20 protein-coding genes are annotated in these 20561 nt (G+C 57.1%); 14 read left to right on the top strand and 6 right to left on the bottom strand.

Annotated elements, in window-relative coordinates; translation table 11 throughout:
• Nucleotides 1–73: 73 nt before the first annotated feature.
• On the top strand, nt 74–553 hold the full coding sequence (locus FN806_RS02005) for a hypothetical protein (protein ID WP_142633522.1): 480 nt from the start codon (nt 74–76) through the stop codon (nt 551–553).
• 11 nt (nt 554–564) lie between these two features.
• On the opposite strand, the gene ntrX is transcribed toward FN806_RS02005, so the two are convergent.
• The 5 genes from ntrX to dusB all read right to left on the bottom strand — a co-directional run bounded on the left by ntrX (nt 565) and on the right by dusB (nt 7816).
• Nucleotides 565–1974 (bottom strand): nitrogen assimilation response regulator NtrX, encoded by a 1410-nt coding sequence (ntrX, locus tag FN806_RS02000; RefSeq protein ID WP_142633520.1) that lies wholly within the window; start codon nt 1972–1974, stop codon nt 565–567.
• Nucleotides 1971–4259, bottom strand: a complete 2289-nt coding sequence (locus tag FN806_RS01995; protein ID WP_142633518.1) for a sensor histidine kinase NtrY-like — start codon at nt 4257–4259, stop codon at nt 1971–1973. Before FN806_RS01995 ends, ntrX begins: the two co-directional genes overlap by 4 nt.
• Before the next feature lie 99 nt (nt 4260–4358).
• The gene (locus FN806_RS01990) at nt 4359–5726 is read right to left on the bottom strand and encodes a response regulator (protein WP_142633516.1); all 1368 of its coding nucleotides are present in this window, start codon (nt 5724–5726) and stop codon (nt 4359–4361) included.
• Nucleotides 5727–5768: 42 nt separating this feature from the next.
• The gene (locus FN806_RS01985) at nt 5769–6836 is read right to left on the bottom strand and encodes a two-component system sensor histidine kinase NtrB (RefSeq protein ID WP_142633514.1); all 1068 of its coding nucleotides are present in this window, start codon (nt 6834–6836) and stop codon (nt 5769–5771) included.
• Nucleotides 6833–7816: a tRNA dihydrouridine synthase DusB gene (gene dusB / locus FN806_RS01980; RefSeq protein WP_425471928.1), complete on the bottom strand. Its 984-nt coding sequence runs from the start codon at nt 7814–7816 to the stop codon at nt 6833–6835. The genes FN806_RS01985 and dusB overlap by 4 nt, the downstream gene beginning before the upstream one ends.
• Before the next feature lie 184 nt (nt 7817–8000).
• Here dusB and FN806_RS01975 point away from each other — a divergent pair, with 184 nt between their 5' ends.
• From FN806_RS01975 to FN806_RS01950, 6 genes are all read left to right on the top strand, one after another.
• Nucleotides 8001–9131, top strand: coding sequence for a bifunctional 2-C-methyl-D-erythritol 4-phosphate cytidylyltransferase/2-C-methyl-D-erythritol 2,4-cyclodiphosphate synthase (locus FN806_RS01975; RefSeq protein WP_142633510.1), 1131 nt, complete (start codon nt 8001–8003; stop codon nt 9129–9131).
• Nucleotides 9128–9625: a phosphatidylglycerophosphatase A family protein gene (locus tag FN806_RS01970; protein ID WP_142633508.1), complete on the top strand. Its 498-nt coding sequence runs from the start codon at nt 9128–9130 to the stop codon at nt 9623–9625. The genes FN806_RS01975 and FN806_RS01970 overlap by 4 nt, the downstream gene beginning before the upstream one ends.
• Nucleotides 9622–10101: a CinA family protein gene (locus FN806_RS01965; protein WP_142633505.1), complete on the top strand. Its 480-nt coding sequence runs from the start codon at nt 9622–9624 to the stop codon at nt 10099–10101. Before FN806_RS01970 ends, FN806_RS01965 begins: the two co-directional genes overlap by 4 nt.
• Nucleotides 10102–10249: 148 nt before the next feature.
• Nucleotides 10250–11431 carry an ammonium transporter gene (locus tag FN806_RS01960; RefSeq protein WP_142633503.1) on the top strand — a complete coding sequence of 394 codons (1182 nt, stop codon included), beginning with the start codon at nt 10250–10252 and terminating at the stop codon, nt 11429–11431.
• 128 nt (nt 11432–11559) lie between these two features.
• On the top strand, nt 11560–12240 hold the full coding sequence (locus FN806_RS01955; RefSeq protein WP_142633501.1) for an orotate phosphoribosyltransferase: 681 nt from the start codon (nt 11560–11562) through the stop codon (nt 12238–12240).
• Between the two features lie 225 nt (nt 12241–12465).
• Nucleotides 12466–13956 (top strand): replicative DNA helicase, encoded by a 1491-nt coding sequence (locus FN806_RS01950; RefSeq protein WP_142633499.1) that lies wholly within the window; start codon nt 12466–12468, stop codon nt 13954–13956.
• Between the two features lie 3 nt (nt 13957–13959).
• Here the strand turns inward: FN806_RS01950 and FN806_RS01945 are convergent, their stop codons facing one another.
• Nucleotides 13960–14502, bottom strand: a complete 543-nt coding sequence (locus FN806_RS01945; protein WP_221929470.1) for a GNAT family N-acetyltransferase — start codon at nt 14500–14502, stop codon at nt 13960–13962.
• Between the two features lie 232 nt (nt 14503–14734).
• Between FN806_RS01945 and alr the strand changes: the two genes are divergently transcribed.
• From alr to radA, 7 genes are all read left to right on the top strand, one after another.
• Entirely contained in the window at nt 14735–15769 is a 1035-nt protein-coding gene (gene alr / locus FN806_RS01940; RefSeq protein WP_142633496.1) for an alanine racemase, read from the top strand.
• A complete protein-coding gene (locus FN806_RS01935) occupies nt 15766–16548 on the top strand; it encodes an MlaE family ABC transporter permease (RefSeq protein ID WP_142633494.1) in 783 nt (260 codons plus the stop codon). The genes alr and FN806_RS01935 overlap by 4 nt, the downstream gene beginning before the upstream one ends.
• Nucleotides 16545–17291 carry an ABC transporter ATP-binding protein gene (locus tag FN806_RS01930; RefSeq protein ID WP_142633492.1) on the top strand — a complete coding sequence of 249 codons (747 nt, stop codon included), beginning with the start codon at nt 16545–16547 and terminating at the stop codon, nt 17289–17291. The genes FN806_RS01935 and FN806_RS01930 overlap by 4 nt, the downstream gene beginning before the upstream one ends.
• Nucleotides 17291–17683, top strand: a complete 393-nt coding sequence (locus tag FN806_RS01925) for a hypothetical protein (protein ID WP_142633490.1) — start codon at nt 17291–17293, stop codon at nt 17681–17683. Before FN806_RS01930 ends, FN806_RS01925 begins: the two co-directional genes overlap by 1 nt.
• Nucleotides 17684–17693: 10 nt before the next feature.
• Nucleotides 17694–18146 (top strand): paraquat-inducible protein A, encoded by a 453-nt coding sequence (locus tag FN806_RS01920; protein ID WP_142633488.1) that lies wholly within the window; start codon nt 17694–17696, stop codon nt 18144–18146.
• A gap of 148 nt (nt 18147–18294) precedes the next feature.
• On the top strand, nt 18295–19074 hold the full coding sequence (locus FN806_RS01915; protein WP_142633486.1) for a DNA repair protein: 780 nt from the start codon (nt 18295–18297) through the stop codon (nt 19072–19074).
• Nucleotides 19075–19195: 121 nt separating this feature from the next.
• Complete coding sequence (gene radA, locus FN806_RS01910; RefSeq protein ID WP_142633484.1) at nt 19196–20557, top strand: DNA repair protein RadA; 1362 nt, start codon at nt 19196–19198, stop codon at nt 20555–20557.
• Nucleotides 20558–20561: the final 4 nt, after the last annotated feature.

The raw sequence follows: 20561 nt of genomic DNA, 5'->3' as shown, positions 1-20561 counted from the left end.
TCTTTGAATGACAGATGCCCCCCAGACGGTCAATTAGTTTGTAACACAAGCAAAGCTGAGGCAAGGTAAGCGTATGAAAACAATAGCTCTCACGATTTCTTTGACTCTGTTGCTAACTGCGTGTGGGCCGCTTTCCCTGTATTATCAAGAGGGCGAGACAGTTTCGCAAATGCAGTCGGAAACGACCGGATGTCAGGTTCAGTCCCTCAAAGACGCCCCCGTTGCCAATCAGGTGCGACAAGGGGCACCAACCTATTGGCCAGGTCGCACCTACTGCGATGGTCGGGGAAGGTGTCATCGCACCGGAGGCTGGTGGCAGCCCGGTCAGATCTATACGGTCGATGTGAACAAAGGGCTGCGCAACAAGCTGGAAGCACAATGCATGGCGCAGAAAGGCTATCGCCCGGTCAGCCTTCCGCCTTGCAAGCAGGGCGTAAAGTCGCGTGTTGCTGCGGTCCCAACAACACAGCTGCCACCGCTCAGCACAGATTCATGTTTCGTCAAATTCGACAACGGAACGTTTCAGATAATTACCCCAGGTCAGGCAGGGTAAAGGCCGGCGGATCACTCCGCCGGTTCAGCCTCGTCCAGTTGTGCAACTCGCGCCCCCGATTTGTTCGAGGTCACAACGCCCAGAGATTTCAACTTACGATGAAGCGCGCTGCGTTCCATGCCGACAAAGCTGGCAGTGCGGCTGATATTGCCCCCGAACCGGTTGATCTGGGTCAGCAGATATTCACGCTCGAACGCCTCGCGAGCTTCGCGCAACGGCAAGGTCGCCAATGCCCCGGACAGAACGACGCGTCCCGATTCATCGGCTTTTTCTTCTTCGTTTGGCAGCTCACGCGCTTCGATCGGGCCCGTACCGTCACCCAGAATGAGCACCCGTTCGATCAGGTTCTTAAGCTGACGCACATTGCCCGGCCAGGTCATGGTCTGCAGCAACGCGACAGCTTCGTCTGAAATCTCGCGCACCGGCAGGCCTTGGGATTCATTGCACATTTCAATAAAAAACTCGGCAAGAACCGGAATATCCTCGCGCCGGTCTTCTAGCGAAGGCACCGAAATAGGCACAACATTCAGACGATGGTAAAGTTCTTCCCGAAAACGATCAGCGGCGATTTCTGCATCAAGGTCACGATTGGTCGAAGAGATCACCCGCAGGTCGACCCGGACCTTGTCGGTACCTCCAACCCGTTGAAACTGTTGATCAACCAGAACCCGCAGGATTTTTGACTGGGTTCCCATGGGCATATCTGCCACTTCATCAAAGTAGACGACGCCACCATGGGCCTCTTCCAACAGGCCTGCCTCAACCCCGCGTTCGGTGGTTTCACGGCCGAACAGAACCTCTTCAACGCGCTCCGGCTCGATCCCGGCACAGTTCACGGTCACGAAGGGCGCATTTGCCCGGTTCGATTCTGCATGGATATAGCGCGCGGCGATTTCCTTGCCTGAACCGGCAGGGCCTGTCAGCATCACACGCCCGTTGGACTTGGTAACCTTGTCCAGTTGGCTCTGCATTGCCCGGAACGAGGCCGATTTGCCGATCATATCCGAGCTTGTGACCTCTTTCCGCTTTAGCGAGGCGTTTTCGCGGCGCAGGCGCGAGGTTTCCATCGCGCGGCGGATCACAACCATCAGCTGGTCGATGTTAAAGGGCTTTTCGATAAAGTCATACGCCCCCTGCTTGATCGCAGCGACAGCGATTTCGATATTCCCGTGGCCCGAAATGATCACCACCGGAATGTCTGGGTTGTCGCGCTTTACAGTCTTCAGAATATCAATCCCGTCCATCCGGCTGTCTTTCAGCCAGATATCCAGGATCAAAAGCCCCGGGGGTTCGGAATTGATGGCTGCCATACACTCGTCCGAGTTGCCAGCCAGCCGGGTGGAATAGCCTTCGTCCTCGAGAATATCGGACACAAGCTCGCGAATATCACGCTCGTCATCTACAATCAGAATGTCGCTCATCTTTGGCCTGCTTTCAGTTTGTTTGTATCAATTGCCTGCTTTTTCGGCGCTGAATTTGAGGAAGTATTGCTCCCGGGCAAACGGATCACGGCCATTGCGCCAAAATGGTCCTGTCCGTCAAATACGGGGGCGTCCTCAAGTGTCAGCACCCCGCCATGTTCTTCGATAATCTTTTTGACGATCGGCAGCCCCAACCCGGTGCCCTCGTCGCGTGTGGTCACGTAAGGCTCAAACAGCCGCGCACGATCTTCCGGCAAGCCGATACCGTTGTCGGCAATGGTAATTACCGTGCCCGCATCGTCGCCGATCACAGTAACCTTGATCTGAGGCTTGAGGTTCTCAGGTGCCCCTTTTTGTTTCAGCGTTTCAATCGCTTCGCCTGCATTCTTGATCAGATTGGTCAGCGCCTGATTCAGCATTGTTGCGTCTACATCACCTGAAATCGGCTGATCTGGAAGCATCGCTTCGATTTCGACATCCGGCTGACCGGCTTGCTGCAAAAGAACTGCCTCGCGCACCAACCCCACCAGATTCTCTTCGTGCCGATCCGGTTCCGGCATGCGCGCAAACTTTGAAAATTCATCCACGATCCGCCGCAGGTCATTCGTCTGGCGAACAATCACATCAGTCATGGATACAAGGATATCGCAATCATCCTCATCCAGTTTGGACGAAAACTTTCGTTTGATCCGCTCGGCGCTCAGCTGGATCGGGGTCAAGGGGTTCTTGATCTCATGCGCGATGCGGCGCGCCACATCACCCCAGGCTGCCATTCGCTGTGCACTGACCAGATCGGTCACGTCGTCAAAGGCAACCACATATCCTTCAAGCCCGCCATCTTCGCCGCGGCGGATCGCCATGCGGACCAACAGGTTTTCCAAATGGCCTTTTCGCGTGACCTTGATTTCACCCTGCACAGCCTCTTGCCCGCTGTCCTTGAGACTTTCGAACAAAGGCATGAATTCGGGCACCGCAATTCCAATGGCAAGATGTTCCTCTCCACGGGACCAATCCAACAGGCGTTCGGCGGATCGATTCACAAACGTCACGCAACCATCAGGGTCGACACCAACAACACCAGATGTGACCGAGGTCAAAACCGAATCGAACAGCCGACGCCGGCGTTCGATCTGCCGTGTGTTCTCCAAAAGGGTATCGCGCTGCCCTTTCAACTGTCGGGTCATCTGATTGAAATAACGGCCCAGCATCGCAATTTCGTCATCGGTGGCTTCTTCGATAACCTGAACGCCCAGATCGCCTGCCCCGACACGTTGCGCAGCGGTGGTCAAGCGTCCAACCGGGCGCGAGAGACGCTCGGCGAACCACATTCCCAGCGACACTGCAGCCAGGATCAGGATCACGGCAAAACCCAGATAAAGCAGGCCGAATTCAAACAAAACCCGTCCGCGTTCACTTTCAAGCTGTTGATAGAACTGAACTGTTTCCTTGGTATCGTCCAGCAGCGTCAGCAACTGCCCGTCCACTTCCCGGCTGACATAGAGATACCGATCAAGATAAGCCTTCAAAGGCACAAGCGCCCGAAATTCACTGTTTTGCCAATCGGCAATGATCAGCAATTCATTCTCAGTCGCTTGGGCCATCTGTTCGGAGGTCGGCCTTTCGAAGTTGAAAAGATAAGAGCGATCCCCCCGGGATCGGATTTCGCCATTTCCATCAATGACATAGGCCTCACGCAGACCGCGCTGGATTTGCGCCTGCCCTTGCGCCAGAACCTCTCGCAGTTCAGCATCGGAAATATAGAAATCGCGCGTCCGGGCATTGTCCAGAAAAAGCGCCAATACGACGGCGTCTTGCGTCAGGCCCTCTCGGTGTTCCTGTTCATAAGCTTCCGCAGCAGTAAGCGAGGATCCGACAACCTGCCTTACGCGGTCGGAAAACCAGCCCTCAAGACCAATATTCACCGTCAGACCGGCAAAGATTGCAACCGTGACAGTCGGCACCAGAGCCAACAGCGTGAAAGCTCCGATCAGTCGCAGGTGCAAACGGGACCCCGCGGATTTGGCCCGGCGCGCTGCAATCAGGTTGCCTACCTGACCCAGAACCAGCGCCGCAACCACGAGAACATAGACCAGATCCGCAAGCAGGATCAAGCGCAATGAGGGCGCGGTTGCACCCAGATCGAATGGACCAATGACCAGATAGGTAGTCAAAGCCAGCACCGGGCCCAGCAAAACCAGACCCAAAGTTCCAAAATTGCGCAGCCTTCGGGATTTTCGCCACCGATTGACTGATAAAATCAGCCCGCTCTGTGCTCGGGTTGCCACCGTCTGCCCTCATCCTGATGTGCCGCTTGCGCGACTTACCGCCATATGTCGTGGTCGTTGCCCGGTCGAAACCCGGATGCCACGCTTTGTGTGGCGATATTACATCAGTTTGCGCCGCCGTGTCACCTGAATATCGAGCTCTGTTATCTTTTTGCGCAGCGTATTCCGGTTAATCCCTAGAAGATCAGCACATTTTGCCTGATTTCCCCCGGTCGCATCCAGGGCCAGTTCAATCAAAGGCGCCTCAACCTCACGCAAAATACGCTGATACAGACCCGGAGGTGGCAACATATTTCCATGTAGATCGAAATAGCGGCGCAGGTGGCGTTCGACCGAAGCCGAGAGCTTTTCGCGTTCTCCATTGCCCAGCACTGGCTCGGCTTCGGGTTGGCTGCCCAGCACCGACTCGACCTCGGTTTTGGAGATTTCATCGGCGCGGCTGGTCAGGCTCAATCGACGGACCGCATTTTCAAGCTGCCGTACATTTCCGGGCCAGGAATAGCGCCGTACCAGCTCGACCGCATCCGGACTGAACCAGCGTTTCGCGCCATGTTCGCGTTCTTCACGCGCCAGGAAATGATCCGCAAGCAAGGTGATATCATCGACCCTTTCGCGAAGGGCCGGAACATGCACTGTCGCACCGCAAAGGCGATAATACAGGTCTTGCCGGACGCGCCCGTTCTCCATGGCTTCGGTCAGGTCCGATTGGCTCGTAGCCATGAACCGAGGAACATGATCGCCTGGAGTGTCCATCATCCGAACGAGACGCGCCTGCAATTCGTCATCAATATCCGCGATCTCGTCGATAAGCAGCGTACCGCCCCGCACCCGTGCCATGACGCGCGCCGGGCCTTCAAGATCCCGCAGGTCGGTGGCAGCGGCCGTTACAAATGGCAGCGTCCTGCGATCGGAAAAATCATGTATCGCTTTGGCGATCAACGACTTGCCCGTTCCACTCTCGCCCGAAATCATGACCGACAGATCGGTATTCATCACCCGCGCCACCAAGCGATACAGCGCCTGCATCACTGGTGTCCGCCCCACCAGAGGCAGCTCTTCCGGACGCTCTTGGGACGTGTTACCGGCATCTGACGGCGTGCGCTGTTTCTGTTCCAGCGCGCGCGCGGTACGCTTCATCAAATCCGGCAGGTCGAAGGGTTTCGGCAGATAGTCATAAGCTTCCGCCTCGGCTGCCTGGATGGCCGTCATGATCGTGTTTTGCGCCGAAATCACGATGACCGGTAATCCCGGTCGGTCCTGAGCGATTTTTGGCAACATCTCGAGCCCATTGCCATCCGGCATAACTACATCGGATATGACCACGTCACCTTTGCCCTCGGCCACCCAACGCATCAAAGTGGTCAACGACGAGGTTGCATGCACCTTACACCCAGCGCGTGTCAGGGCCTGTGTCAGAACGGTCCGAATTGTGCGGTCGTCATCTGCAACCAGTACTGTTCCATCCATCAGGTGCTTTCCTTATTCTTGCTCTTTCCGGCGATTCATTCACTATTTCGCGTCACGCGGCGCGCGCCTCAGAGAGATGCGAAATTCCGTTCGTCCCGGAACCGACTCGGCCGAAATCCAGCCGTCGTGGTCCGAAATGATCTTGCTGACCAGCGCCAGCCCCAGGCCGGTGCCGTTTTCCTTGCCCGACACAAACGGGTCGAATATCTCGCCCCGAATCTTCTCCGGCAGACCGGGGCCGTCATCGGTCACTTCGATTTGCAGTGGCAGAGAATGACCTGACCCGTCGCTGCGCCGCAGGCGGAAAGAATGTTCAAAATACGTTCTTAAACGTATGGTTCCCCCTTCAGGGTCAGCGGCTTCCGAGGCATTCTTTAACAAATTCAAGATGACCTGCAGAAACTGATCCGGGTCGCCATAAGCAAGTGGCAACGACGGGTCGTAATCCTCGATGATCGTCATATGGGCACCGAAACCCAACAGGGCCGACCGCCGTGCCCGATCCAGCACGTCATGTATGTTGACCGGTTTGAAATCGGGCTCAGAGAGATTTCCAAATTGTTCAACCTGCTCCAACAGTTTTACGATACGACGACTCTCTTCGACAATAAGATCTGTTAATTCAAGGTCTTGCTGCGAGATATTCATGCTGAGAAGCTGTGCAGCGCCGGTAATTCCTGCCAGAGGGTTCTTAATTTCATGCGCAAGCATCTCGGCCATGCCGATCGCCGATTGCGCAGCAGATTTCACCGTGTTTCCACGGGTCATACGCCCAGCAAGTTCACGCGGCGTGATGATCATGATCATTGACCCCGGATGTCCGACAAGCGGCGCGATCTGAAGCGCACATTGCAACGGCGCGCGGTTGCCTGACCCCACATCCACATCGTTTACAAATAGTGGCGTACCTTGCTGACGCGCTCTCAGAAACGCTTCTTCTAATGGAGCGTCCACGGCAATCTGATCCCAGACGGGATGCCCGATCACGGATTTGCGCGAGGCGTTCAGGAACCCTTCACCGGCGGAATTAATATCTGCGATCCGGTCACCTGCATCTATGACAAAGGCAGGAACGGGTAGCGAGGTCCAGATGCTGTGATCCGAGGTCATGCCGCCACCTCTGCATCACTGCCAAGTGCAGCACTCAACAGGTGCATCACCTCGTCCGTGTTGCGCGAAGTCAGCACCGCCCGGCGCAACGGGGCCGGTGTTCCAGCCTCATCCATATACCAGCCGAGATGCTTGCGAGCGACGCGCAGGCCCAGATCCAAACCATAAAACCCCAGCATGGCCTGATAATGGGCACGAACCATGTCGATCAGATCACTACCAGCGGGAATGACTGGCGCGTCTGCCCCGTATAGCTCATGCCCCATCTGCGCCAGTAGCCACGGTTTACCTTGCGCCCCACGCCCAACCATGACCCCATCGGCGGCGGACTGATCCAGCGCTATGCGTGCAGCGCCAGAATCAACTATGTCACCATTCGCAATCACCGGAATCGAGACCGCTTCTTTGACCGCCCGGATTGCGCTCCAATCGGCATGCCCTTTGTAGAACTGGCAACGTGTGCGGCCATGGATCGTGACCATTTGTATCCCAGCATCCTGCGCCCGCCTTGCCACATTGGGCGCGTTCAGCAATTTGTCATCCCATCCCAACCGGGTTTTCAGCGTCACGGGCACGTCCACGGCGCTGACAACGGCGTCGATCAATGTCAGCGCGTGGTCAGGTGTCTTCAGTAGGGCCGAGCCCGAATATCCATTTGTCACCTTCTTGGCCGGGCAGCCCATATTGATATCAATCACGCGCGCACCCCGATCAGCGACCTGGCGGGCCGCCTCGGCCATCCAATACGCCTCGCGTCCGGCAAGCTGGACAGCTGTGTTTTCCACATCCGCAGACAGCTCGGCCCGTTCGCGCACACCGGGTTTGGCCTGCACCATTTCCTGGCTAGCCACCATTTCGCTGACCACCATACCGGCACCAAAGCGCATCACCAGATCGCGAAACGGACGATCAGTGATTCCAGCCATGGGCGCCAGTAGTACGGGCGGGTTCAAATCTTTGTCGGCAAGTCGCAGAGTCAACGTGCTTAATCCTTGAGCAGTTGCAGCTTTGATATCGAATTGAGTGCATATGAACAACAAAACCGCCATGAACAAGCATGCAAAATCATCGTTTGCCTATTTTTTAAGCAGATGAAACCGAGTGATTGCCTCTGCTTTCACCGCACCCTAAACATTGCCCTTAACTCGTCGGAGAGCACGACACATGACGACCGCAGCTATCATTGTCGCCGCAGGACGCGGTCAACGCGCCGGAGGCGGCACGCCAAAACAGTGGCGCCATCTGGCAGGTCGTCGGGTGGCCGACTGGACCATCGACCGATTCCGCGGGCAAGTCGATCACATCGTCCTTGTGCTGTCGAAGGAGGATGCCCCCGCCTGGGAAGAATTTGAAAGCGCCGATCTGATCCTCGCGGAAGGCGGGTCAGACAGAGCAGGATCGGTGCGCAGCGGGTTGTCGGCGTTGAACGGGATGAATGTGACCCGCGTCTTGATCCACGATGTCGCACGTCCTTGTGTCAGCACCGAGATCATTGATGCCGTTCTGGCCGCTCTGGACAATTTCCCCGGTGCCGCACCTGGCCTTGCGGTGACGGACGCCTTGTGGACAGCAAGCGACACTATGGTCACTGGCACGCAGGATCGATCCGGGTTGCATGCAGCGCAAACCCCGCAGGGCTTTCACTATGACGCAATCGTCGCTGCCCACACCGCGCATCCCGGAGGTTCAGCGGATGACGTGGAAGTCGCGCGCGCCGCCGGGCTGGACGTCTGCATCGTGCCGGGCGATACGGACAACCTGAAAATCACCCGACCCGAGGATTTTGCCAGGGCGGAACGCATATTGGGAACGGATATGGATGTAAGGCTGGGGAACGGCTACGACGTGCATCGTTTTGGTGACGGGGATCACGTAATCCTGTGCGGTATCAAAGTTCCGCATAACCGATCGCTTCAAGGCCATTCTGATGCGGATGTCGGTATGCACGCAGTCACCGATGCGATTTACGGAGCATTGGCACAAGGGGATATCGGACAGCACTTTCCGCCCTCAGATCCCCAATGGAAAGGCGCGGCAAGCGAAATATTCCTGCGCCACGCGGTCGAGTTGGCCGGGCAGATGGGATATCGTATATCGAATGTCGACTGCACGCTGGTCTGCGAATACCCCAAGGTCGGGCCTCACGCCGCGGCCATGCAGACAGAGATGGCGAAGATCATGGAATTGCGCCAGGATCAGATTTCGGTCAAGGCCACAACCTCCGAGCGTTTGGGCTTTACCGGGCGTGCTGAAGGAATTGCTTCTATTGCAACAGCTTGTTTGGTGAAATCATGACCGTTGCACAACTGATTGGCACTGTTTGTGGCGTCGGATATCTGCGACCCGCCCCCGGCACCTGGGGGTCTTTGGTTGCCCTGCCCTTGGTATGGGTTCTGCATACTCTGGGCGGCTTCCCCTTACTGGCGGTCGCGACAGTCGCGGTGTTTTTCGGCGGTCTGTGGGCCACGCGGGTGATGACCGCCGGGCAAGAAGACCACGACCCTTCCGAGATTGTGATTGACGAGGTCGCAGGTCAGTTCCTCGCACTTTGGGCGATATCCTATCCCAGTTGGGCGCACGGGATCGACATTACAGCGCTGTGGCCAGGTTGGGTAACTGGGTTTGTACTGTTCCGCCTGTTCGACATCCTGAAACCCGGCCCCGTGGGTTGGGCTGACCGGCGCGGCGATCCCATGGGCGTTATGCTGGACGATGTGATTGCCGGGGTATTCGCGGCCATAGGCATCATGTTGGCCGCCGGGTTCAGCCACGGAGTTCTGGGGTTGTGACCGTTTCCGACCTGCTAGAAAGCGCCAAAGCGAAAGGGGTGATGATCACCACCGCCGAAAGCTGCACTGGCGGGATGGTCGCTGCGGCTCTGACCGACATCCCCGGCAGCTCTGCGGTCGTTGAGCGCGGTTTTGTGACCTACACAAATACTGCCAAACAGCAAATGTTGGGTGTCCGCAAGGAATCATTGGATGCCTATGGCGCGGTTTCTGAACAGGTCGCGCGCGAAATGGCCGAGGGTGCCTTGCGGAATTCACAGGCGCAACTGGCAGTGTCGGTTACCGGCATTGCAGGCCCGGGCGGATCCGAGTTTAAACCCGAAGGCCGGGTATGTTTTGGTGTGGCCGGTGACTGCATACCACCCATGACAGAAACCGTCGAATTCGGCGCATTGGGCCGCGATCGGGTGCGTCGAGCCGCGCGGGATCACGCGCTGGCATTGCTGTCAAAGGCACTTTTCGGCACTGCCCAATAATCGGGCATGTTCGACAATTTAACGCCCAATTAATCAACTCTTCAAAAAAGGCCCCTGAAATAGGCTGCTTTTTTGGGCTCTGCCTCTTTTTTCCCCAGTCGCAATCCGCTTCAAGCCCCGCCACGCATTCTGTAAAGGAGAGTGGCTGATGAATGGAGCCGATACCGCCTGGATCATAGTAGCAACTGCACTGGTCCTGTTCATGACACTTCCGGGCCTGGCCCTCTTCTATGGCGGCCTTGTACGCGCTCGCAACGTGCTGAGCGTGTTCATGCACTGCTTTAGCATCGCCTGCTTGATGAGCATTCTCTGGCTGGTCGCAGGATATTCCATCGCCTTTGGCCCCGGTGAAAGCGGGATTTGGGGCGGGTTGGACAAGGCCTTTCTGAATGGTGTTGATGCCGACAGCCTGGCCGGCACCCTGCCCGAAATTCTGTTCTTTGCCTTCCAGATGACCTTTGCCATTATCACCCCCGCCCTGATCGTCGGTGCTTATGTCGAACGGGTCGGCTTTGGCTTTGTTCTGACCTTCTCGGCCCTGTGGATGCTGCTGTGTTATGCGCCGGTGGTGCATTGGATCTGGGGCGGCGGGATACTCAGCGATGGCGGCATTTTTGGCGAGATTGGTGTGCGCGACTTTGCCGGAGGCATTGTGGTGCATGAAACGGCAGGTCTGGCCGCTTTGATCATTGCCGTTGCACTCGGCCCGCGCCGCAACCGCACGACGCCTCCGCATAATCCTGGCTATGTCATGATCGGCGCCGCAATGCTGTGGGTCGGCTGGTTTGGGTTCAACGGCGGCTCGCAACTGGCGGCAGATGGTGGTGCGGCGATGGCGATGACCGTGACGCATCTTTCGGCGGCCACTGCATCCCTAACCTGGGCCTTGTGGGAGAAAATTCGCTTTGGCAAAGCCTCGATGGTGGGTCTTGTGACCGGAACCATCGCCGGTCTAGCCTCGATTACCCCAGCATCGGGTTTCGTCGGCCCGGTTCAGGCGCTGATCATCGGCGGCGTCGCAGGTATCCTGTGTCAGGAAGCGGTCTATGTCATGCGCAACATTTTGAAAATCGACGACACGCTGGACGTGTTTGCAGTGCATGGCGTTGGCGGCATCTTTGGCACGATCATGATCGCCTTGTTCGGTCTGGGTACTTGGACCGCGCAGCTTGGCGGGCTGGCAATCGTGGGCGTCTTTACCGCTGTGGTGACCTTTGTGCTGATCAAGCTGGTCTCAGCCGTCACGCCGCTGCGTGTGGATGCCGAGACTGAGACCAATGGCCTTGACTTGTCGGTGCATGGCGAACGTGCCTACGACATGTCAAGCTAATCACCAAGCCATTATGAAAGCTTACAGCGGGCCCCATTTGGGCCCGCTTTTCTTTTGCCTGCCCCCTCGACTCTGACGGCAGCAGCAGGCTATCAGCCCCGAAGGTTTTTCAGCTCAGAGGTCCCGCCATGATCCCCAGTTCCTTTCCCGACAGCACCGAAATCGCCCGTCTGACCGCGCGGATGCTACTGGAGATCAAGGCCGTTCACTTCAATTCGCGCGAGCCATTCACATTGGCCAGCGGACTGCCCAGCCCGACCTATATCGATTGTCGCAAGCTGATCTCTTACCCGCGAATCCGGTCGACCCTGATGGATTTCCTGACCGTCACAGTGATGCGGGATGCGGGTTTTGAGGCGTTCGACAATATCGCTGGCGGCGAAACTGCGGGCATTCCCTTTGCCGCGATGGTCGCTGAACGCATGGCCCTGCCGATGACATATGTGCGTAAAAAGCCCAAAGGCTATGGCCGCAACGCCCGGATCGAAGGCGCGATGAACGAGGGCGAGCGTGTGTTGCTGGTTGAGGATCTGACCACCGATGGCGGATCCAAACTGTCCTTCGTTGATGCGATCCGCGAAACCGGCGCGACCTGCGGGCATACGGCGGTGATCTTCTATTATGGCATCTTTCCGGAAACCGAGAAAACTCTGGGCGATCATGGGGTGAAACTGCATTCGCTGTGCACCTGGTGGGATGTTTTGGCCGAGGCCAAAGCACAGAAAGCCTTTGATACGGAAACACTTGACGGTGTCGAAGCCTTCCTGAACGACCCTCGCGGCTGGCAAGAGGCCAATAAACCTTCCTAAACCTGTTGTGGATGGATTGGGGATAAGCGCCAAAGAATCGGCTGAGCATATACGATATCTGGTGACTTTTCCCCGCTTTCCTACATAATAGGCCAAGCACACCACAGCGTCCAAACTGTCTGGAAAGTTATCCCTAGGCCTTACCCCCAGTTAGCCACAGGTATTTCCAGATAGCTTGCAATGGCGTTTCGCGTATAGAACCTCGGGACGGGCAGCGGGGACAAAATGAACGAGATAAGCAGCATCGAGCAGGCAGCGGCACAGATCCAAAACGCCGATACAATGCCGCATTCTATTGAGGCTGAACAACAGCTTCTGGGTGCGATCCTGACCAATAATGATCTGTATGACCGGGTCGCCTCGATCATCGGGGCCGAGCATTTCTATGATCCGGTCCATGCGCGTATTTACGAGGTCGCCGCGACCCGTATCGCCAAGAACGCGCTGGCTTCGCCCGTCACGCTGAAATCTTTCATGGCCGAGGATGAAGGCCTGAAGGAACTGGGCGGTCCGGCCTATCTGGTCAAGCTGGCCGGGGCCTCGATCAGTGCCTTTGCTGTGCATGACTATGCCCAGATGATCTATGATCTTGCCATCCGGCGCGAGTTGATCCGGCTTGGCCGCGATATCTCGGACAAGGCGGCGCGGGTCGATGTGGCGAGCGAGCCCAAGGAACAGATCGTCGAGGCTGAACAGCAGTTGTATCAGCTGTCTGAACAAGGCCAGACCGAACAGGGGTTTCAATCCTTCCTCAAGGCGGTCACCGAGGCTGTCAACGTCACCAACGAGGCCTATCAGCGCGGTGGTGGAATGGCCGGGATTTCCACCGGTCTGACCGATTTGGACAAGCAGTTGGGTGGCTTGCACCCGTCCGACCTGATCATTCTGGCCGGGCGTCCGTCGATGGGGAAAACCTCATTGGCGACAAACGTGGCGTTCAACGTGGCCAAAGCGTACAAGCGCGGGCTGAAACCCGACGGCACCGAAGGTGCGATTGACGGCGGTGTGGTCGGGTTCTTTTCCTTGGAAATGAGCGCCGAGCAGTTGGCGGGCCGGGTTCTGGCCGAAGCCTCGGAAATCTCGAGCCACAAGATCCGCCAGGGTGACATGACCGAGGGTGAGTTTCGCCGCTTTGTTGATGCGGCCAAGGAGTTGGAAGCCTGCCCGCTGTTCATTGACGACACCCCGGCACTACCGATATCACAGCTCGCCGCGCGTGCACGGCGGTTGAAGCGGACCCATGGATTGGACCTGCTGGTGATCGACTATCTGCAGCTGTGCCGCGGCATGGCCGAAAACCGCGTCAACGAAATCGCTGAGATTTCGATGGGTATGAAAGCCATTGCCAAGGAACTCAACATCCCGGTCATCGCATTGTCTCAGCTATCCCGGCAGGTTGAAAACCGAGACGACAAGCGCCCTCAACTGTCCGACCTGCGGGAATCAGGCTCGATCGAACAGGATGCCGACGTGGTGATGTTCGTGTTCCGCGAGGAATACTACAAAGAACGGGAAAAGCCCGGCGATCATGAGTTGGAGAAGATGGAAGAGTGGAAGCAGGCCATGGAACGCCTGCACGCCAAGGCCGAAGTTATCGTTGGCAAACAGCGCCACGGCCCCATCGGTACGGTCGAGCTGTCCTTCGAAGCACAGTTCACCCGCTTCGGGAACCTCGTCAAACCCTGGCAGCAGGACGGCCAGATCGAAGGCTACTGACCGTCACCAAAGGTCGGGCCGGTCAAATGCACTGACACAGCGTGACGGCCCCACCATTGGATCAGCCTGTGAACCGGACAGAGATTGCCCTAGCCATCCGATCGGCTGGCTAAGCGGCATTGGCGGCTGCGCGAATGCCTCAGAAATGGGCAGGAAACCGGTTTTGCCGTAATACGACGGATCTCCGTAGGTTATTGCAAAACCGACGCCTTGGGCCCGCAGTTGGTCCAGACCAAAGGTGATCAGCTTCTGCCCGATCCCACCCTGTTGCCGATCCGTCCGCACGGCCACGGGCGACATCAGAAACACCCGTCGCGGATCCTGATCAAAGGTCAGGCGTGAGAACATGATACATCCCAGAAGATCGCCCCCATCAGTTGCAACACATCCCTGCAGATCCTGATCGGGCTCGGTTTTCAGCAATTCCCTGATCAAAGATTGAATGGCCCGTCCTTCCTCGCCCCCCACTGAAGCAGAGAACACATCATAAAAGAAATCAGGCAACCTACTGCTCTGGTTTTTGTACCCAAACGAGAGTTCAATCATGTTTTCATCCCAACAGGCCCCTTTGGGCATTAGTGAACGATCACCTTGACCCAATCATGGTTGACCACGATGTGCGCACAATAGTGATTTGGTGCCCTCAGATGATCAATACGCTGAATTACGCTGTTTCAACCTGCTTCCCGGCCTTAAGGTGCCGTTATGCGCAACGTACAGGTCAATTATCGCTGCGACCCCCCTTGACCTGACGCGATCCAATGTCATGAACAGACGCATGAGTACTGCACGCTTAACGATCAATCTTTATACGCTGGCCAGCAACTGGCAGGCACTTGATGCAAAGACGTCCTGTGAAACAGGTGCTGTGGTCAAGGCCGACGCCTATGGCCTGGGCGCTGGTCCTGTCTCTGCCGCACTTGCTGAAGAAGGTGTCAGAAATTTCTTTGTCGCGGCTGCCGAAGAAGGCGCCGCCGTGCGCGAGGCTGTCGGGCCCGACGCAACGATAAGTGTTTTTTCCGGGCATATGGAAGGCGACAGCGACCTTCTGCGCCAACACAATTTGACGCCATTGCTGAATTCGTCCGAACAGTTCCGCCGCCATCGTCAAGCCTTGCCTGAACACGCCTTTGGAATCCAGTTGGATACCGGCATGAATCGCTTGGGGATTGAGCCTGCGGACTGGGCCGCGTTGCGCACAGAGATCGAGCCGCTTAATCCGTCGCTGGTGATGTCGCATCTCGCCTGTGCGGATGAACCTGACAACCCGATGAATCGCCACCAACTGCGGGTGTTCCGCGAATTGACCGATGGAAGTGCGGCCCCCAGATCGCTTGCGGCCACCGGCGGTATCCTTCTGGGCAGCGATTATCACTTCGACCTGTGCCGTCCCGGTATCGGGATGTATGGCGGACAACCCTTTGCCCATGCGAAACCCGTCGTCACCGTCGACCTTCCGGTCATTCAGGTGCGCGAGGTCGAGCCCGGCGAAAGTGTGGGATACGGCAACAGCTGGGTCGCGCGGCGCAAATCCCGTATTGCCACGGTTGCGGCCGGGTATGCGGACGGGCTTCACCGCGCTATCGGAGGCGGCATTGATGCCTTTGTGGCGGACAGGCCCTGCCCTATCGTTGGCCGAATCTCAATGGATCTGATCACCATCGACGTAACGGATCTGCCCGAGGATCCGGAACGCCTGCGTATTCTCAACGGCCACCAGACAGTGGATGATCTGGCCGAGGCCGCCGGCACCATCGGGTATGAAATTCTGACATCTCTAGGCGCGCGCTACTCTCGGGGCTATATCGAATGAACCCTCTTTCAATGCTGGGCGGGTTGGGACGTACAGCCCTGTCTTTGCTTGCAAATTTCGGCAAGGTCGCACTGTTCTTCGTTGACGCAATCTCGCATATTTTCCGCCCCCCCTATTATCCGCGCGAATTTGCGGTCGCTCTTATGAATATCGGTTGGATGTCCCTGCCGGTGGTTGGCCTGACGGCGATATTTACCGGCGGTGCATTGGCGCTTCAGATCTATGCAGGTGGTGCGCGTTTCAATGCCGAAGCTGTGGTGCCACAAATCGTAGCGATTGGCATGGTGCGCGAGCTTGGGCCTGTTCTGGGTGGTCTGATGATTGCAGCGCGGGTCACATCGTCCATCGCTGCGGAAATTGCGACCATGAAAGTGACCGAGCAGATCGACGCGCTGGTAACTTTGTCCACCCATCCGATGAAATACCTCACCGCGCCGCGGGTGCTGGCCGCCGTCATCACAGTGCCGATTCTGGTTGCGGTTGGCGATGTGATCGGCATTGCGGGCGGATATATCGTGGCGACCCAAAGCCTGGGCTTCAACGCCGCGGCCTACCTGCAAAACACCATGAATTTCCTCGAATTTCATGACATCGTCTCTTCGCTTACCAAGGGCGCGGCCTTTGGCCTGATCACGGCGACCATGGGCTGTTACTACGGCATGAACTCGGGCCGGGGCGCGCAGGGAGTAGGCGCTGCGACCAAATCTTCGGTCGAGGCTGCCGCAATCATGATTCTGGCTGCAAACTTCGTTCTGACAGGGGTGTTCTTCTCGATATGATCCGGATGGAGAGTGTACATAAAGCCTTTGGGTCTAATCAGGTCCTGAAAGGCGTCAATATCGAGATCCCCAAGGGCACCTCGATGGTCATTATCGGCGGGTCGGGCACCGGCAAATCTGTGGCGCTGAAATGCGTTCTTGGCCTGATCAAACCTGACAGCGGCACGATCTATGTGGACGGCAAAGATGCCACCAAAGGCGACCGCGATGCCTTTTTGGCCCGGTTTGGAATGCTGTTTCAGGGCGGAGCGCTGTTCGACTCGCTGCCCGTCTGGCAAAACGTCGCCTTCCGCCTGCTGCGCGGTTCGCTCAAACGCCCCGTGGACGAGGCGCGCGAGATCGCCATCGAGAAACTGCGCCGCGTGGGTCTGAAAGCGGATGTGGCCGATCGTTTCCCGGCCGAACTGTCGGGCGGTATGCAAAAACGCGTAGGCCTGGCCCGCGCCATCGCCGCCGAGCCCGAGATCATTTTCTTCGATGAGCCCACCACCGGCCTTGATCCCATCATGTCCGGTGTCATCAACGACCTGATCCGCGAGATCGTTACCGAAATGGGCGCCACCGCGATGACCATCACCCACGACATGAGCTCGGTCCGCGCGATTGCCGACAACGTCGCCATGTTGCACGGAGGCGTTATCCAATGGACCGGCCCCGTCGGGCAGATGGACGCCTCGGGCGATCCCTATGTGGAACAGTTCATCAGCGGGAGTGCTGAAGGGCCGATTGAGGCGGTTCGGTAGTGGAGGCACTCTCCTTCATCCTCTACCCACTGCCATTTACATACCTAATATCTGTAGTGGCAGCTTGGTTCCTCGTTCATACTATAGGTGAAAAATCCGGTATACCACGCGCGATAAAAGCTGAAGTGATCTTCTATCCAATCTTTCTCTCAGTGCTGAAAGGCTTCGTGCCCGGGATTCTTCTGTCCATTGTTTTGTCTGAGGTATTTGGTGTTGTTGGCCCTTTAGTGCTGGTACCAACAGAGGTTGGCTATGTGGTGTCAGGGTTGCTTTTGCACAGAAAACTTCACCAGTCTGTATCCGATAAATTGGCTGCCCACTGCATTGTTGGCGCCATCGCCCTCATTTACATAGTAGGTTGGGTAGCGATTGCTGGCAGTTTGAAGGCTTAGAGATTTGAATATGACCCTCCGCCTCGTCACCCTCTCCCTGCTTATCCTCTACCCCATCGCGTGGTTCGCCCCGCTGATGCGTGCGGGGTTTCTGCCCATCTTCGGCCTCAGCGAAATCAGCGTCATCACCGGGCTCCAGTCGCTTTGGAAGTCCGATATCTTCCTCGCGCTGATCGTCACCGTCTTCGCCCTTTTTGCCCCCTATCTGAAAACCATCGGCACCGCCCTGATCCAATGGGACCTGCTGGATGCGCGCGTTCAACCAGCGCTGAATATTCTCGGTAAGCTGGCAATGGCAGACATCTTCCTGATCGCGCTCTATATCACTCTGGCCAAAGGCATCTCTTACGCGACCATCGAAACCGCATGGGGGCTTTACCTGTTTACGGCCTGTATTTTGGCCTCAATCGGCTTGGGTATTATTACCGAGATGACATCCAGATCACGAAATCATCAGACCTAATTGATTGAAAACACTTATCTGAGTATCATCTTAATATTTCGAGCAGCCAGTTTCTTGTAGTGATCGGTCCGTAGCGGATCAAAAAATATGTTCAAACTTTGTCCGCTTCGGCCCGATATGTATCGGTTTGAGAAGGAGATCGTCGAACATGACCGCACTCCACACGTTAACATTACAGTTTCAAAACGCATTTTTACGACTGACATTTTTTCTGATTTGTTCCGCGGCTTTTCTGGCCGTCGCAACCACTATGCTATCCGCCCTGGGCGTGCTGCCATGGCTTTCCATGCAAGCCGGACTGGCAGGCGGTACCATCATCGACGCCGGGATCTATGTTCAGATTGGCCTGACCGCTCTGATCCTGATGCTGGCCTTCTACCTTCCTGCGAATGCCCGGATGATGGCGCTGGAAAACGCGCACCGTAAATTTGCGCTGAACATGCACGACATCGCCCATGCCTATCAGCTGGCCCATGCGCAGGACCGCAGCGGGGCATTTATCCTGTCGTCCGAATTTGATGCGGTCAAAGAGCGGATGGCCTTCCTGCGCCAACATCCCAACCTGCAATCGCTCGAACCTGAGATTCTGGAGTTGGCCGCGCAAATGAGCCAGATAAGCCAAGAACTGGCCGAAACTTACGGGGATACCCGCATCGCCCGTGCCCGCACATTCCTGCAGCAACGCCAGGAAGAGATCGAACTGTTTCAGCAACGGCTGGAAGAGGCGCAAACCATTCAGCACGAGCTGCGCCAGTGGACCCATGATGTTGAAATCGAGGAATCCATCGCTCGTTCTCAGCTAACCCGCCTGCGCGACGAACTTTTCGAACTGTTGCCGGAATTGTCGGCGCAACTGCAGCAGCCCAAGGACGGTGCATCGAAGCCGTCGAGCGTCATAGCTATGTCGCCACCTCGCGCCGCCGAATAGGCGCGACAGCGCCCGCCATGGACGATGGCCCAAACGGGCCTGAGGATATGGCGCGCTACCGGTGGAGATGAAGGCCCACGAGGGCTTGAAGAACCGCCATTCCTCGGGCACCAAGGGCGCCATGGCAAAGACAACTTTTTCATGCTCGGCCTGCGGTGCCACTCATTCACGGTGGTCCGGGCGCTGTGACGGCTGCGGTGAATGGAATTCCATCACGCAAGACGTACCCCTTTCGGCTGGCCCGGCCAAAAAATCCCTCGGTGGTAAGCGCGGCCAGTCTATCACACTCACGGACCTGTCGACCGAGGAAACGCCCCCTCCCCGCACGCTCTGCGGGGTCGAGGAGCTGGATCGCGTGTTGGGAGGCGGACTCGTCCCCGCCTCGGCCTTGCTGGTAGGTGGGGATCCGGGCATCGGCAAATCCACCCTTTTGCTGCAGGCCGCGGCCCGGTTCTCGCGTGCAGGTGTGAAAACCATTTACGTCTCGGGCGAGGAAGCCAGCGCGCAGGTTAGGATGCGCGCGCGCCGGTTAGGGCTTGAAGATGCGCCCGTGCAACTGGCCGCCGAAACCAACCTGCGTAACATCCTCACCACGCTGGAAGCCGAGAAACCCGGTCTCGCAATCATCGACTCAATTCAAACCATGTGGGCCGACAACGTCGACAGCGCACCGGGTTCAGTGTCACAAGTCCGCGCCGCAGCACATGAATTGACCACGTTTGCGAAACGACACGGAGTTTCAATCATCATGGTTGGCCATGTCACCAAAGATGGTCAGATCGCTGGCCCCCGCGTGGTTGAACACATGGTTGATACCGTTCTTTATTTCGAAGGCGAACGCGGGCATCAGTTCCGCATTCTGCGCGCGGTCAAGAACCGGTTTGGTCCAGCCGATGAGATTGGAGTGTTCGAGATGACAGGCAAGGGTCTGGCACAAGTCACAAACCCGTCGGCCCTGTTTCTATCTGAACGCGGCAAGCCCAGCCCCGGATCGGCCGTATTTGCTGGTATCGAAGGGACACGGCCGGTTCTGGTCGAGCTTCAGGCGCTGGTTGCCCCATCCCCCCACTCTCAGCCTCGCCGAACCGTCGTCGGCTGGGACAGCGGACGGCTGGCAATGATCCTTGCCGTGCTCGAAGCCCGTTGCGGCATCCCCTTTGCCGGGCTTGATGTCTATCTCAACGTCGCAGGCGGGCTTAAAATCACCGAGCCAGCCGCGGACCTTGCCGTTGCTGCCGCGCTACTCAGCGCGCGCGAGGACACAGCCCTGCCAACGGACACCGTCGTTTTCGGAGAAATCTCGTTGTCCGGGGCACTTAGACCAGCCCCTCAGACAGAAAACAGGTTGAAAGAAGCCCAAAAACTTGGTTTCACATCCGCCATAGCTCCGGCAGGCGGGAAAACCGGTACTGTGGCAGGTCTGACACTCACCCGGCCCTCTGATTTGGTAGGGTTTGTTGGCGAAACCTTCGGAGCAGGTTAAGGTA

The sequence above is a fragment of the Ruegeria faecimaris genome (genome assembly GCF_900182615.1).
GTDB lineage: Bacteria > Pseudomonadota > Alphaproteobacteria > Rhodobacterales > Rhodobacteraceae > Ruegeria > Ruegeria faecimaris.
The sequence above is the reverse complement of the archived record's forward strand: the minus strand, read 5'-3'. Positions and strand labels throughout refer to the sequence as shown.